The sequence below is a fragment of the Candidatus Sphingomonas phytovorans genome, assembly GCA_029202385.1.
GTDB classification, from domain to species: Bacteria; Pseudomonadota; Alphaproteobacteria; order Sphingomonadales; family Sphingomonadaceae; genus Sphingomonas; species Sphingomonas phytovorans.
This window is the reverse complement of sequence record CP119314.1, coordinates 1,045,633-1,060,976: the sequence shown is the minus strand read 5'-3', so window position 1 is coordinate 1,060,976 and position 15,344 is coordinate 1,045,633. Positions and strand designations below refer to the sequence as shown.

9 protein-coding genes are annotated in these 15,344 nt (G+C 65.0%); 5 read left to right on the top strand and 4 right to left on the bottom strand.

Translation table 11 applies throughout. From position 1 onward, the window contains the following. The first annotated feature begins 259 nt into the window (after nucleotides 1-259). On the top strand, nucleotides 260-2,287 hold the full coding sequence (locus tag P0Y59_04860) for a S9 family peptidase (protein ID WEK02495.1): 2,028 nt from the start codon (nucleotides 260-262) through the stop codon (nucleotides 2,285-2,287). Between the two features lie 268 nt (nucleotides 2,288-2,555). On the opposite strand, the gene P0Y59_04855 is transcribed toward P0Y59_04860, so the two are convergent. After that, nucleotides 2,556-3,116, bottom strand: a complete 561-nt coding sequence (locus P0Y59_04855; protein WEK01028.1) for a YkgJ family cysteine cluster protein — start codon at nucleotides 3,114-3,116, stop codon at nucleotides 2,556-2,558. 224 nt (nucleotides 3,117-3,340) lie between these two features. Next, the gene (locus tag P0Y59_04850) at nucleotides 3,341-4,171 is read right to left on the bottom strand and encodes a helix-turn-helix transcriptional regulator (GenBank protein ID WEK01027.1); all 831 of its coding nucleotides are present in this window, start codon (nucleotides 4,169-4,171) and stop codon (nucleotides 3,341-3,343) included. Nucleotides 4,172-4,248: 77 nt separating this feature from the next. Between P0Y59_04850 and P0Y59_04845 the strand changes: the two genes are divergently transcribed. Genes P0Y59_04845 through P0Y59_04830 form a run of 4 tightly spaced genes read left to right on the top strand, consistent with a single transcriptional unit; the run spans nucleotide 4,249 to nucleotide 8,847 of the window. Beyond that, nucleotides 4,249-6,363 (top strand): FUSC family protein, encoded by a 2,115-nt coding sequence (locus tag P0Y59_04845; GenBank protein ID WEK01026.1) that lies wholly within the window; start codon nucleotides 4,249-4,251, stop codon nucleotides 6,361-6,363. Next, complete coding sequence (locus P0Y59_04840; GenBank protein WEK01025.1) at nucleotides 6,360-6,575, top strand: DUF1656 domain-containing protein; 216 nt, start codon at nucleotides 6,360-6,362, stop codon at nucleotides 6,573-6,575. Before P0Y59_04845 ends, P0Y59_04840 begins: the two co-directional genes overlap by 4 nt. After that, nucleotides 6,572-7,456: an efflux RND transporter periplasmic adaptor subunit gene (locus P0Y59_04835; GenBank protein ID WEK01024.1), complete on the top strand. Its 885-nt coding sequence runs from the start codon at nucleotides 6,572-6,574 to the stop codon at nucleotides 7,454-7,456. Before P0Y59_04840 ends, P0Y59_04835 begins: the two co-directional genes overlap by 4 nt. Beyond that, the gene (locus P0Y59_04830; protein WEK01023.1) at nucleotides 7,453-8,847 is read left to right on the top strand and encodes an efflux transporter outer membrane subunit; all 1,395 of its coding nucleotides are present in this window, start codon (nucleotides 7,453-7,455) and stop codon (nucleotides 8,845-8,847) included. The genes P0Y59_04835 and P0Y59_04830 overlap by 4 nt, the downstream gene beginning before the upstream one ends. Nucleotides 8,848-9,037: 190 nt before the next feature. Here the strand turns inward: P0Y59_04830 and P0Y59_04825 are convergent, their stop codons facing one another. Continuing rightward, on the bottom strand, nucleotides 9,038-9,289 hold the full coding sequence (locus tag P0Y59_04825) for a hypothetical protein (protein ID WEK01022.1): 252 nt from the start codon (nucleotides 9,287-9,289) through the stop codon (nucleotides 9,038-9,040). Nucleotides 9,290-9,662: 373 nt separating this feature from the next. Next, nucleotides 9,663-14,939: a YadA-like family protein gene (locus P0Y59_04820; protein WEK01021.1), complete on the bottom strand. Its 5,277-nt coding sequence runs from the start codon at nucleotides 14,937-14,939 to the stop codon at nucleotides 9,663-9,665. Nucleotides 14,940-15,344 lie beyond the last annotated feature (405 nt).

Here is a 15,344-nt window from a genome sequence, read left to right as displayed (position 1 = left end):
TCGCGCGCGAAACGCCTGCCCCTCGATACGCTATCTCGACGGGCTCGATGGCTACTCGGGGCGAACGGGAGCGGTTCGTATCCAACACCTGGCGCTCTGGCTCTGGCTCATAATATGCCATGCTGAACATTCGCGTAACGGGAAGCGTATCTCGTGGTTGCATCACCGCAACGATCGGGCATGATCGCGCGCACATCATCCAAGGAGCCTCGTCTTGCGTCTGCCCTTCGCACTCCTGATCCTGGCAACGACCCCGGCAATCGCGCAGCAGCAGCCGAACGCCGCGCCGCCCACCGAAGCCACCCGCGCCTTCACCGGGGCTGACCTGTTCGGCTTGTCGATCGCCGCGGACCCGCAGATCAGCCCGGACGGGCGAACGATCGTGTACGTACGGCGTGCCGCCGACGTGATGAGTGACCGGATGCAGTCGTCCTTGTGGCTGATCGACGTCGCATCCGGCCGCCAGACGCCTTTTGCGGCGCAAGGAGGCAGCCCGCGCTGGTCGTCGGACGGCACGCGCATCGCCTATGTCGCGGCCGATGGCGAAGGATCCCAATTGTTCGTCCGCTGGGTCGCGACAGGCGCCAGCGCGCGGATCACGAGCTTTCCCGGCGACCCGCAGGCGCTCGCCTGGTCGCCCGATGACAAGCAGATCGCCTATGTAGCCACCGTTGCCGGCGAGCCGACCGCGCTCGGCAAGGCGCCGCCAAAGCCCGAAGGTGCCAAATGGGCTGAGCCGCTGACCGTCATCGACCGGGTCAATTATCGCAACGACGGCGGCGGATACGTCAAGCCCGGCCGCGACCATCTGTTCGTGGTCGCGGCGGAGGGCGGTGCACCCCGACAGCTCACCTTCGGCGCCTTCGACGATGGCGGGCCACTATCCTGGACGCCCGATGGACGCACGATCGTGTTCGCCGCGATCCGTGGACCGGAGGCTGATCGCCAGGTGATGAATTCCGATGTGATCGCCATCGACGTTACCAGCGGCGCGATGCGCATGCTCACGACGCGCGACGGACCGGACGCCCAGCCCCGCGTGTCCCCGGACGGAAGCCGGATCGCCTGGCTCGGCTTCGACGACAAACGGCGGAGCTATGAAAACGTCCAGCTCTATGTGGGCGACCGCAATGCCGCCGATCCCCGCTCGCTCACGGCATCGCTGGATCGCGGGATCGAAGACGTCGTCTGGGCAGCGGACGGACGCGGGCTCTACGCGAGCTATGACGACCATGGAAAACGCCGGATCGCGCGTATCGGCCTGGATGGCAAAACCACGTCGCTGGTCGATAACGTCCAGGGCGGCGGTCTCGACCGCCCCTATACCGGCGGCGATTTCTCCGTCTCGCGCGGCGGCACGATCGCGTTTACGGGCGGTAGCGCGGAAGCCCCCGCCGATGTCTGGGTCTGGGCTGGCGACAAGGCACGCCAGCTGACGCATTTGAACGCGATGATGGCCGAATCGAAGGCGCTCGCTTCAGTACGGAAAATTGCCGTGACGGCGCCCGACGGAAAGCCGATCGACGCTTGGCTTGCGACGCCGGCGAGCCGGGTGCCGGGCCAGCGCGTACCGCTGATCCTGGAGATCCACGGCGGCCCCAATGCCGCTTACGGGCCGAGTTTCGCAACCGACATCCAGCTCTATGCGGCGGCAGGCTACGCCGTGCTGTGGACCAACCCGCGCGGTTCGACCTCCTACGGTGCCGAGTTCGCCAATCTTATCGACAAGGCCTACCCCTCCGCCGACTATGACGATCTGATCGCGGCGGTCGATTCAGCGATTGCGGACGGGACCGCCGATCCCGACAATCTGTTCGTGACCGGCGGCTCGGGCGGTGGCGTGCTGACCGCCTGGATTGTCGGCAAGACCAACCGGTTCAAGGCTGCGGCGACTCAAAAGCCAGTGATCAACTGGGTCAGTGAAGCGCTGACGATGGACAATACGCTGTTCACGTCGCGCTACTGGTTCGCCAAGCTGCCCTGGGAAGATCCGATGAGCTATTGGAGCCGCTCGCCCCTCAGCCTCGTCGGCAATGTGAAAACGCCTACCCTGGTGGTGGTCGGCAGCGAGGATTATCGCACGCCCGTCTCCGAATCCGAACAATATTACGCTGCGCTTCAAATCCGCGGGGTGCCGACCGCCCTGGTCAAGGTGCCGGGTGCGAGCCATGGTGGCCTCGCATCACGGCCATCGCAGTCAGCAGCCAAAGCAGCCGCGATTATTGCCTGGTTCGATCGATACCGTGCGAACCCCGGCCCTGGCTCGACCGGCAACGCCAAACCCTGAACGCGGGACGACCGGCGCGCCAACGTCCAGGGTGCGTCGACCTTCAGAACCGATCCCCCGGCGCCTCAGAGATGATGGTTCGCGCAGAGGCGCGGAGGACGCTGAGTTGATATCAGCATGATCGTCGCGCTGATAAGGCGCCTGCTTGTGGGCGGGCTTGCCAGTGCGATCCGCCCGAGCTTCCGGCGGGAGCTTTTCAGCGTCCTCCGCGCCTCTGCGCGACCCTTTCTCTTTCCTGCAACCCTGCCAAGGTGAATCTCGATCCGACCTAGCCGTTTGCCGCGAACACACCGTAGCGCTCGCGCCATGCACCCACTTCATCCTGCAGATGCGCAGGGGCAGCTTCTCCCGACAGGACGAGGCGGGCGACCTCGTCCTCGGGGTGCATCAGCATCTTCTTCGTCCCGTCGCTGAACCACACGGGGATCAGTTGATCGCACAGGCTGTCGAGGACGGTTGCCGCCATGCCATTGTCGATCGCGTCACTGCCGGCGAGCGCGCGGACGTTGATCGAAACACCTTCGAAGCAGTTGCGCGGCTCGTGCTCGAAATTGAGCGACACCAGAAGGCCTGACCGGTCCGGCCGGGCTTCGTCGGGCATGTCCGCGACCCTTCGCCAGGCGCAGAACCATGTTCGGCAGATATGGGGCCGCACCGAATGAATGCCGCACCCATGCGAAGTGAGGTGACCGCAAGGCGTTCCAGCCGGCTTCCTGAAGTCGGGCGTATCCACCGTGAGGACCGTGCAGCACGCCACGCAATCGCCGCAGGCACGGTCAGCGAGAACCGGCCCCAGCAGAATGGTTTCCAGATCTGTGTCGCTGTGCATCCGCGCAGGGGTTGCCTCGCCCCCGGCGGGAATACAAGAGTCCGGAGCCGGAAGATATCGGGGCACTCCCCATGGCCCGTCTTCAGCACGCCGCCGCCGGAGCCTGGCGCATCGTGGATGCCATGAAGCGCCGACGGTCAAGCGCGGCGGCTGGCGACTCACCTTAAGCCCTTCCACGCACCTCTCGCTCAGCCCGCAACATATCATTCATCGAGCCTGCTCGCTCACTCGTCCGGATGGAATCCCCGGGATGGCAACAAGGGTGGCGAGCTACCGAGCCGCGTGAAGTATTGCGTTGGCGTGCTCCCCAGTGCCTTTTTGAACATCGTGATGAAAGCGCTGACCGATTCATAGCCCAACGCGTTCGCGACAGCCTGCACCGTCGCTCCGCTCGCCAGTTCACGCAGTGCGATGACAAGGTGCAGTTGCTGGCGCCAGCGTCCGAATGTCAGCCCTGTCTCAGCGATCATCAATCGAGCCAACGACCGCTCACTCACCGCCACGCGCTTTGCCCACTCTCCCAATGTACTGCGGTCAGATGGCTCGACCGTCAGCGCGTCGGCGATTGCCCGGATTTTCGGATTGGCGGAGACAGGCAGGTTGAAGCGTTCGCGCCGCATCCCGACCAGTTCGTCCAGCGCCACCCTTGCGAGCCGTGCCGCATGGCTGTCGGAGAGATAGTTCGCACCTTCCCGCGCCAGTCGATCGACCATTTCCCGGATCAGCGGGGAGATCAGGAGCGTGCAACATTCCTCGGGCAAGCTGGCCGCTCCCGGCTCGACGAACAGATAGTTGAGCCGAGCATTCTCGGTTGCCCTCGCGCTGTGCGGTACCCCGCCCGGAATCCACACGCCGCAATTCGGCGGCACGATCCATATCTCGTTCTTCGCCGTACAGGTGACGGCGCCGTGCAACGCGATGATCAATTGTCCCTTGCGGTGCGCGTGCTGCGGCACCTCCCCCTCGTGATCCGCGAAGTCGAGTTGATGGGCGACCGCCGGCAGGTCGGTGCGATCGGGGTCGAATGTGGCGATGGCGGATCGTGCCGCGGACATAATATTTGGCCAGATTTAGTGACTATCTGACAGGATATCGAATTTCATGCCTTGTTGCAAATCGCTATCAATAAGCCATGATCACCGCACATTTTCCGAACCTGCGGCGTCCGGGCGACATGGCGGCAGCGGCACGCAGCGCCTTCCTCTTTCTGCGGGCACCCGCAAGGAAGGAGGACGCTGACGCGATACTGTTCTCGGCGAAGAGCTTCGCCGCAGCGATGCTGGCTTACTACATTGCCCTGCGCATCGGGCTGCCGAAGCCATATTGGGCGATTCTCACCGTTTATATCGTCTCGCAGGGCTCAGCCGGCGCATCGCTCAGTCGCGGGGTCTATCGCCTGGCCGGCACAATCGGCGGCGCGATCGCCACCGTGGCGATCGTCCCGACCTTCGTGAACAGTCCAATGGCGTGCAGCGTCGTCCTTGCAGGCTGGATCGGGCTCTGCCTCTTTTTCTCGCTGCTCGATCGTACGCCACGTGCCTACGCGTTCGTCCTGGCAGGGTACACCACGAGCCTGATCGGCTTCCCCAGCGTGGCCGATCCCGGCGCGGTGTTCGATACCGCGTCGCTGCGGGTACAGGAGATCTCGCTTGGGATCCTCTGTGCGGTGCTGGTGCATCGCCTGGTCCTGCCCAAGCATGGTAGCGGCGCGTTTCTCGACAAACTGTCGGCCACGCTACGCGACGCGCGGCGGCTGGCCCGGGACGCCCTGGACGGCATGCCGGACAGGCAGGCCCGTCACGACCGCCTTCAGCTCGCAGCGGATCTCCTAGCGCTGCAAGGTCTTGCGACGCATCTTCCCTATGATCCGGCCCCGTTTACGCCGCGCGCCGGGAAGCTGCGGCTCATCCATGACCGTCTTGCCCGGCTGCTTCTGCTTGCGACCGAAATCGAGGAGCGGATCGAAGCAGTTGACGACGAAAACGCGCGCGCCGAATTGACCGCCTTGCTGGACGACGTTCGATCCTGGATCGACATGGCCGGCGCGGCCGAGCGGGATGGTCTCGCGCTCGACCTCATCGACCGCGCGCGGTTGCTTCAGGCACGTACGGGCAAAGACAAAGCGGAGCCGGGCGAAAGGCTCGTCGCCAACCTCGCGGGCCGTCTCGCCGAGATGATCGGTCTTTTGTACGACTGCGATCAACTCGCGCGGAACATCGCGACACCCGGACGAACACGCGATGCGGCATCGCTCAAGTGGCCGGGGCCCGCAGCGAGGGGCTATGTCTATCACCGCGATCCGCTGATGGCGGCGCGGGCTGCCTTGGGCGCCGCCCTGGGGATCGTTCTCGGCTGCGGCTTCTGGATCTGGTCGGCCTGGCCGGACGGCGGGCTGGCTGTCTCGATCCTTGGTGTGAGCTGCGCATTGTTCGGCAATGTCGACACGCCAGCGCCGAATGTCCGCAAGTATCTGGTCGGGTCGATCCATGGGGTGGCGATCAGCCTCGCCTACAGTTTTGTAATCCTTCCCCGGGTGACTGACTTCGTGGTGCTCGTGGCGGTTCTTGCGCCCGCCTTCTTGTGGGCGGGATCGCTTCAGGCGCGTCCGCAGACGACGTTCAAGGCGCTCGGTATCACGCTCACCATCCCGATCTTCGCCGGACTGGGCGCCAGATATGGCGGCGACTTCGCCGAATCGCTCAACAGCGTCCTCGCGCTGTTTGCGGGCATAGGTTTCTCGCTGGTCAGCATGACCCTGTTCCAGACGGTACCGGTCGACGTGGCGATCAATCGACTGCTTCGCCTGAGCCGCGGGGATGTCAGGCGGCGAGCCCTGGCGGGCGGCTCCGACGAAACGCACTGGACGAGCCTCATGATCGACAGGACGGCGCTGCTGCTTCCCAGGCTGCGACTGTCCCAACGGGCGGCACCGGATATCCTCGACGAGACGCTGCACCATCTCCGTCTGGGCCACGCCGCCGGTCAGCTCCGTAAGGCGCTCCGCGGCGGAGAAGGCGAGATTGCCGACGACGCGAGTGACTTTCTTTCGGCGATCGCCGTCCGCTTCGGCGCGGGAAGCTGGACGAAACCAGCCGACACCGTCGATCTGGAGCAACGCGCCGATAGCTTGATGGCGCGGATCCACGATAGCGCGATTGCAGACCGTTGGCGGTTGCTCGACCTGCTCATCGATCTGCAACTGGCACTGATGCCAAGCGGTGCAGGGAATTCGGGACGCGGGGCATGATCGTCGACCTGAATATCGGCGGCGTCCTCATCCCCGGCTTGCTGGTGCTCGCCATCGTCGCGCTGGTCGGCACGGTCGTGGCGCTGCGCTTCTTCACGATCGCCGGCATCGGCCGCGCATTCGCCTATCGCCCGCTGGTCGAGCTCGCGACCTTTGCCATCCTCTACGGTCTGCTCGTGCAGTTCCTGCCTTCCATCGGACTTTTCCAATGAAATCCTTGCTCGCTCTTCTCGGCCGCTATGCCTTGACCCTGTGCCTCGTCGCAGTCGCCGCCGTCATCGCCTGGCAGGTGTGGGGACGCTACGAGCAGGCATCATGGACGCGCGATGGACGCGTGCGCGCTGACGTGGTGCGCGTGTCCACCGATGTCGGCGGACTGGTGACCCAGGTCTTCGTCAGCGACAACCAGATCGTGCGGCCGGGACAGCTTCTGCTCGTGCTGGATCGCCCACGGCTTACCGCATCGATCGCGCGCGCCGACGCCGCGATCGCGGAGGCGCAGGCCCAGCTGGAACAAGCGCGCAAGGAAGCGCGGCGCGACATCGCGCTGGGTGACCTCGTCGCCACCGAGGCCCGCGAGCAGAATGTCGCCAGGGTCCGGACATCGGAAGCGACCCTGAAGCGCGCGCTCGCGGATCGCGATGTCGCAGCCGTCGACATGGCCAGGACCGAAATCCGGGCGACCGTCGGCGGCATCGTCACCAACCTCGATATCCATCCGGGCGATTATCTGGCGGCGGGCGCGCAGGCGATGGCGCTGGTCGACACCGCCTCGCTTCGCATCGAGGGCTATTTCGAGGAGACCAAGCTCCACAATGTCGCGATCGGCGATCCCGCCCGCATCCGGCTGATGGGGGACGATACCGAGATCACCGGCCGCGTCGAGAGCATCGCCGCCGCCATCGCCGACGACCAGCGCGACGATACGGGCAATCTCCTCCCAAGGGTCGCACCGACCTTCTCCTGGGTCCGGCTGGCACAGCGCATTCCTGTCCGCATCCATATCGATCGGGTGCCCCCGGGCGTGAGGCTGATCGCCGGCCGGACCGCGACCGTCGAGATCATAACCGCCGCAACAAGGGCCCGGTCATGAAGCGCCTGCTATCGCTGCTCCCGGCGCTGCTGATGGCCGGTTGCGTCGCGGGCCCGAACTATCGGGTCCCGCCCACCGCCATCGCCCAACGCCCCGAGGCAGTCGTACCGTTCCTGGGCCAAAAGGAAGCGCAGGCGACCGCAGGAGACCTGCCGGCCCATTGGTGGCGGCTGTACGGCGATGCAAGGCTCGATTCCTATGTCGCCGAAGCGCTGGCGGCCAATACCGACTTGCGCGCGGCGGAGGCGAACCTGCGCCGCGCCACCGCGATCGTGCGCGAGACCGAAGCAGGACACACCGTCACCACGGCTGTCTCCGGCCAGGCGCTCGGCGCGCGCATCGGCGGCCCGTCCGCCGGCCTGCCCGGCACCTTCAGCTACGCGCTCGGGTTCGATGTCAGTTATCCGCTCGACCTCGCCGGCGGCATCCGGCGCGGCATAGAGGCAGCCAATGCGCATGCCGAAGCGACACTGGCCGCGCGCGACCATGTGCGCGTGGTCGTCGCCGCCGCCGTCACGCGCAGCTATGCTCGAATCTGCACCGCCAACGTATCGCTCGCCGCCGCGCGCCGTGTCGCAGCGGTCCAGCATTCCACCCTCGACGTCGCGATCCGTCTGGCACGAGGCGGCCGCGGCATGCGGTTCGACATCGACCGCGCACGCACGGCAGCTTACGCCGCCAACGCGGCCATCCCCGACATCCTCGCCGAACGACGGGCGGCGCTGTTCGAACTGACCGCGCTGATCGGCCGCCCACCCGCCGAATATCCGCGGGACGTGGAGAGCTGCAGCGCTATCCCTTCCATCCCTCGCCCGATCCCGGTTGGCGATGGCGCGATGCTCCTCAGGCGGCGGCCCGACATCCGTATGGCGGAACGCGACCTCGCGGCGGCGACGGCCACGATCGGGATCGAGGAGGCCGAACTCTACCCGAAGGTCAGCCTCGGCGGATCGGCAGGCACGGCAGGACCCGCGGGCAAGCTGCTGGCACCATCCTCCTTCGGCTTCAGCCTCGGCCCGCTGCTATCCTGGTCGTTCCCGAACCGGAAAGTGGCGCGCGCCCGCATCGACCAGGCAGGGGCCGATGCCGAGGCAAGCCTTGCGCGCTTCGACGGATCAGTGCTTCTCGCTCTCCGGCAAACCGAAACCGCGCTCTCGGCCTACGCCCGAGCCCGCGACCGCCTGACCGATCTGGAGCTGGCCGCGGGCGCGGCCGGCAAGGCAAGCGCCGACGCCGAAAAACTCCAGCGTTTCGGCCGCACGCCTTTCCTCGACGTGCTTAATGCCCAGGCGAGTTATGCCGGCGCGCAAACCAGCCTGTCGGCCGCGCGCGCCAGCCTTGTGGATCGCCAGATCGACCTGTTCATCGCTCTCGGTGGGGGTTGGGAATGAAGAGCCTCGCGGAATCGTGGAATCGGCTCGGCGTTGAGCGATACGTGGCCGATGGAGGATGCCATCGCCGACCATGCGATGATGCGGCGATTACTCCGTGGTGCCACCCCCTGTTTCGAGGGAGCCCGCGAAAGCGCCCTGGCTGCCCGAAGGCATGTCGAACTGCATCAGTTCCGGATCGATATCCGTTTCAGGATTCTATCGGCCGATCCCAGAAATGATCGAGCTCATCATGCAGATGCCAGCCATTCACCGGCGCCCGCCTGACCGCATTGATGATGAACGTCGTACCGCGGCCAGCCCCGAATGACCTGCTCTCCACCTCGACAATCAAGGGTGGGTCACTCCGGGTAAGAAGGATCGCGCGGCCGTCGGCGCCCGCTCCGTAGATTCGATAATGCCTGTCGAGCAGCGCCTTTTCGGCAATGGAAGAGAGAAGCACATCCACCGGGGTAGCGAACTGGACGCTTCCCTCACGCTTTCCATTCCGGAATTCTCGGAAAAATGACATTCCCATGAAAATTCTCCCTCGCCTCACTCAACTCAACATCGAGGCGATACACTCGGGATTCACGAACCACTTGGTCGGATAATCATATACTGAAGTCGTGACGCGCACCATCAAATAGACCATTAATTCAATTTGTTACCTGAACCATTATGGTCTTACAAACATTCAATCCCGATGATTTTTCAGAACTTCCCGGACAGAACAACAGGCCGATCACACTGCCTGAGACCGGCCTGTTGCCTTGAGGATTCTGCAGTAGAATTTGCCGGTCCGGCGGGAGGCCAAGCCCCCCCGCCGGTGCCCATCAGAATTGATATCCAATGCCGGCCGCGCCACCGGCACGTCCCTGGGTGTCATAGGTTCCGCTGAACTTGACCACCGTATGTCCGTCACTCATCGCCTTGGACAGGCCGAGCGCGAAGGCGGATTCGCCCTGATACGTGCCGCCGGCCATCGCCACCATGCCGCGTCCGGCTTCATAGGCCTGGGGCAGACCGGCCGCGGCCAGCGCTCCGGCGGTACCGGCATAGCTGTCCTTCCGCACCTGGCGGATATCGAAGGTGATCGCGGCCAGGCGTTGATCCGTATAGGTGTTCGCCTGGATCAGGGCGTTGTTGATGCTGCTGTTGAGCTGGGAGACGTTCACCGCATCGGTCGCCGATGTTCCGGCTGCGACATTGTGGACGGAGACCGGCGCACCGCCATTGCCAGCACCAAGCGTCACATCGGTACGGCTGGCATTGTCGTACTGGATCGAATTCTGACCCAGCGCGAGGGCGGTGTTGGCGGTGGATTGGGCCGCCGTCACCGACTGGTTGGTCACATAGAGCTGACCGCCGTTCACCGCCTGGGTGGAACCGGCGGAGACCGTGCCAGCAGCGACATTGGCGATGGTGACGGGCGCCGATGCCGTGCCACCGGCCAGCGTGATGGTGTTGAGCCGGTTGCCGGCCCCGTCGGTGTCATAGGAAACGGCGTTGGCCGTGGCCTGTGCGAGGGCAAAGACCTGTCCGCCGTTGACCGCATCCGTTGAGCCGGCCGTAATCGACCCGTTTGCGACATTGTGGAGCCCGACTGGACCGGCGGCAGCACCGACCAGGGTCAGGTCATTGGTGCGGACGCCGCCATTCGGCGCGGTCGGATTACCGGGACTGGAATATTGCACCGGCCCGGCGCTGCCGTTCGCGATGCTGTTGGTGAGATTGTTGATCGCGGTGGTGTTGTTCGCGACATTCACGTTGGTGGCGTAGAGTTGCGAGCCATTGACCGCATCGGTCGATGTCGCGGAGAGACCGCCCTGGGCCACATTGGTGATCGTCGTGCCGGCTGCACCGCCGAGCGTGATCTTGCTCTTGTCGGTACCGTCATATTGCACCGACGTCGCACCGAGCGACGCCACCTGATTGGCGACACCGGTCAACTGGGCGACGTTCACCGCGTCGGTGGCCGCAGACCCGGCCGCCACATTGGTGATCTGACGCTCAGCACCGGCGGCACCGACCGACACTTCGCCGACCGATGTCTGTGGCGTGGCAACGCCGAGAGCGCTGTACCCGGCCTGCGCTCCACGCGCCGCCGTCGAGTTGGTGCCGAGCGCAACGCTGTTGGCAACCGAGACATTGGCCAGCGGCCCGATCGCGATGCTGTCGGTGCCCGAGACCGTCGAGTCGCCGAGTGCCGACTGGACATGGAAGTAGCGGATGCCCGCCCCGCCATTCACCGCCCCGTCTATGGCGCTGAAGACACCCTGGACGCTGTTGTAGTTGGTGCCGCCATAGCTCAGGCTGGTCTGAAGGCTGTTCGTCGTCGGATCATAGATCGAGCCGCCGCCGAGTGCCGCCGCCGTAGTGTTACCGAGCGCCACGAGCTGCCCGCCATTCACCGCTTCGGTGGAGCCAGTTGCCAGCAGGCCAGCCGCCACGTTGCCGAGGACCACCGCAGGCGCTCCGGTGCCGCCGAACGTCACCCGTGCCTTGGTGGCATCGTCATACTGGACCGACAGGGTGCTGAGTGTCCCTACCTGGTTGCTCAGCGTGTTGAACTGCCCGCCGTTGATCGCGTCAGTCGATCCGGCCGCGACGAGACCGTCACGGACATTGTGCAGGCCGACCGGACCAGCGGCAGCACCGACCAGGGCGAGATCATTGGTCGCCGTCCCGCCATTCGGCACGTTCGGCGTGGCAGGGTTGGAGTATTGGACGGTCCCGACCGATCCGTTCTGGATGCTGGTGGTCAGGTTGGTTACGGCATTCGTGACCGTCGTGACATTGGCGTTGGTTGCGAACAGCTGGCCGCCGTTCACCGCCTGGGTCGAGCCAGCCGCCAATAGGCCGGCCGCCACATTGCCGAGAACCACCGGGGGTGCCCCGGTGCCACCGAATGTCACCTGTGCCTTGGTGGCATCGTCATATTGCACCGAGAGGGAGTTCAGTGCCCCGACCTGATTGTTGAGCGTGAAGAACTGCCCGCCATTGATCGCGTCAGTCGATCCGGCCGCAACGAGGCCGTCGCGAACATTGTGCAGGCCGACCGCCCCCGGCGCGGCACCGACCAGGGCGAGATCGTTGGTCGCCGTCCCGCCATTCGGCACGTTCGGTGTCGCGGGGTTGGAATATTGAACCGTGCCGACCGAGCCGTTCTGGATGTTGGTGGTCAGGTTGGTGACGGCGTTGGTGACGGTCGTGACATTGCCGTTCGTCGCGAACAACTGGCTGCCATTGACCGCATCCGTCGATACCGCCGTGAGCGCACCGGGCGCGAGGTTGGTGATCGTCGTGCCGGCCGCGCCGCCAAGCGTGACCTTGCTCTTGTCGACGGCATCATATTGCACCGACGTCGCACCGAGCGATGTCACCTGATTGGCGACACCGGTTAGCTGGGCGACGTTCACCGCGTCGGTGGCCGCCGATCCGGCCGCCACATTGGTGATCTGACGCTCAGCACCGGCGGCACCGACCGATATCTCGCCGACCGACGTCTGGGGCGTGGTCAGCCCTAGCGCCGTATAGCCGGCAAGCGCTCCCCTGCCCGCGAGCGCATTGGTGCCGAGTGCGACGCTGTTGGCGGCCGTGGCATTGGCCAGCGGCCCGATCGCGATGCTGTCGGTGCCCGAGACCGTCGAGTCGCCGAGCGCCGACTGGACATGGAAGTAGCGGATGCCCGCCCCGCCGTTCACCGCCCCGTCGATCGCGCTGAAGACACCCTGGACGCTGCCATAATTGGCGCCGCCATAGCTGAGGCTGGTCTGCAGGCTGTTCGTCGCGGGACTATAGATCGTAGCCCCACCGAGCGCCGCCGCCGTGGTGTTGCCGAGCGCCACGAGCTGCCCGCCATTCACCGCTTCGGTCGACCCCGTCGCCAACAGGCCGGCCGCCACATTGCCGAGCACCACGGCGGGTGCCCCGGTGCCACCGAACGTCACCCGTGCCTTGGTGGCATCGTCATACTGGACAGCGAGGGTGCTGAGCGTGCCGACCTGATTGTTGAGCGTGTTGAACTGGCCGCCGTTGATCGCGTCAGTCGATCCCGCCGCAATGACGCCGTCGCGGACATTGTGCAGGCCGACCGCGCCTGGTGCTGCACCGACCAGGGCGAGGTCGTTGGTGGGTGTCCCGCCATTCGGCACCGTCGGCGTCGCGGGGTTGGAATATTGGACCGTGCCGACCGAGCCATTCTGGATGTTGGTGGTCAGGTTGGTGACGGCGTTGGTGACGGTCGTGACATTGCCGTTCGTCGCGAACAACTGGCTGCCGTTGACCGCGTCGGTCGACGCCGCCGTGAGCGCACCGGGCGCGAGATTGGTGATCGTCGTGCCGGCAGCGCCGCCGAGCGTGACCTTGCTCTTGTCGATGGCATCATATTGCACCGACGTCGCACCGAGCGACGTCACCTGATTGGCGACACCGGTCAGCTGGGCGACGTTCACCGCATCAGTAGCAGCCGATCCGGCCGCCACATTGGTGATCTGGCGCTCAGCACCGGCAGCACCGACCGATATCTCGCCGACCGACGTCTGGGGCGTGGTCAGCCCGAGCGCCGTATAGCCGGCAAGCGCTCCCCTGCCCGCGAGCGCATTGGTGCCGAGTGCGACGCTGTTGGCGGCCGAGGCATTGGCCAAAGGACCGATCGCGATGCTGTCGGTGCCCGAGACCGTCGAGTCGCCGAGCGCCGACTGGACATGGAAGTAGCGGATGCCGGCACCGCCGTTCACCGCCCCGTCGATGGCGCTGAAGACACCCTGGACGCTGCCATAATTGGCGCCGCCATAGCTGAGGCTGGTCTGCAGGCTGTTCGTCGCGGGATTATAGGTCGTGGCGCCGCCAAGCGCCGCCGCCGTGGTGTTGCCGAGCGCCACGAGCTGCCCGCCATTCACCGCTTCGGTCGACCCCGTCGCCAGCAGGCCGGCCGCCACGTTGCCGAGCACCACGGCGGGTGCCCCGGTGCCACCGAATGTCACCCGTGCCTTGGTGGCATCGTCATACTGGACAGCGAGGGTGCTGAGCGTGCCGACCTGATTGTTCAGCGTGTTGAACTGCCCGCCGTTGATCGCGTCAGTCGACCCGGCCGCAATGACGCCGTCGCGGACATTGTGCAGGCCGACCGCGCCTGGTGCCGCACCGACCAGGGCGAGGTCGTTGGTGGGTGTCCCGCCATTCGGCACCGTCGGCGTCGCGGGGTTGGAATATTGGACCGTGCCGACCGAGCCATTCTGGATGTTGGTGGTCAGGTTGGTGACGGCGTTGGTGACGGTCGTGACATTGCCGTTCGTCGCGAACAACTGGCTGCCGTTGACCGCGTCGGTCGACGCCGCCGTAAGCGCGCCGGGCGCGAGGTTGGTGATCGTCGTGCCGGCAGCGCCGCCGAGCGTGACCTTGCTCTTGTCGACGCCGTCATAAAGCACGGCAGAATTGGAAAGGCCGCCCAGTTGAGCGGCAACACCCGAGAGCTGGGCGACGTTGACTGCGTCAGTCGGTGCCGAGCCGGCCGCCACATTGGTGATCTGGCGCTCAGCGCCGGCGGCACCGACGGAGAATTCGCCGACCGACGTCTGCGGCGTGGTCAGCCCGAGCGCCGTATAACCGGCGAGCGCCCCCCTGCTGGCGAGCGCATTGGTACCGAGTGCGATGCTGTTGGCCGCGGTTACATGAGCGCCAGCGCCGAAGGCGATGCCGCCGGCCGCGTTCGGGCCAACGATCGCAGCCGTTCCAAGCGCGATCGAATTGGCCGACGTCGCATCAGTTGCCGCGGAGTTGCCGAAAGCGATCGAGTTGATCTCGCCGGCCACCGCCTCGCGACCGTTCGTTCCCAGGCCGGTGATGCGATTGCCGCCGATGGAGATGCCGCCCTGGGTATTGAGGCCGAACGAATCAGCCTGCAGATCGCAGCGATCGGCCGGGCCAACCACGGTGCCGTTGGCGTTGAGAACCTGCAGCGTGATCGGCGCGCCTGAAGCTGCGTTGTTGAGCAGGGTCACCGTATCGATATTGAGGTTCGGTATGCCAAGCAGGCCGCCGACCGCGCCAAGGATCGGATTCACCGTACCTTGTATCGGCGTGACGACACCGTTGATCACGGGCGTCATGATCCCCGTCACCACGGAACGCGGCAGGCTGACGCCCGAGCAAGCGCTTACGAGGTTGGGCGTTCCTGCCTGGGCATTAGCCTCTGCCGTGAAACATGCCGAACTGAGCAGAACAGCAATGACGGACAGGCTTTTACCTGATGGCCTACGGCTATCCGAAGAATATTGATTTGAAGAGTCCAACCCAAGGCGAGCGCGACCCCTTTTAATAACGATACGCATCTTTACTCTCCTGAAGAGAGTGAGACTTCGTTATTCTCCCGAAACCACTAATTCACGAAGCTACCTCACTCCATGAGCCTTGCTTGACCCGCAGTGAACCTGAACTTCATTTCTTAATGGATCATTACTTAGCACCAAATCATCACAATAAAAATTAGTCCATTACCGTTAATAACTCATCTA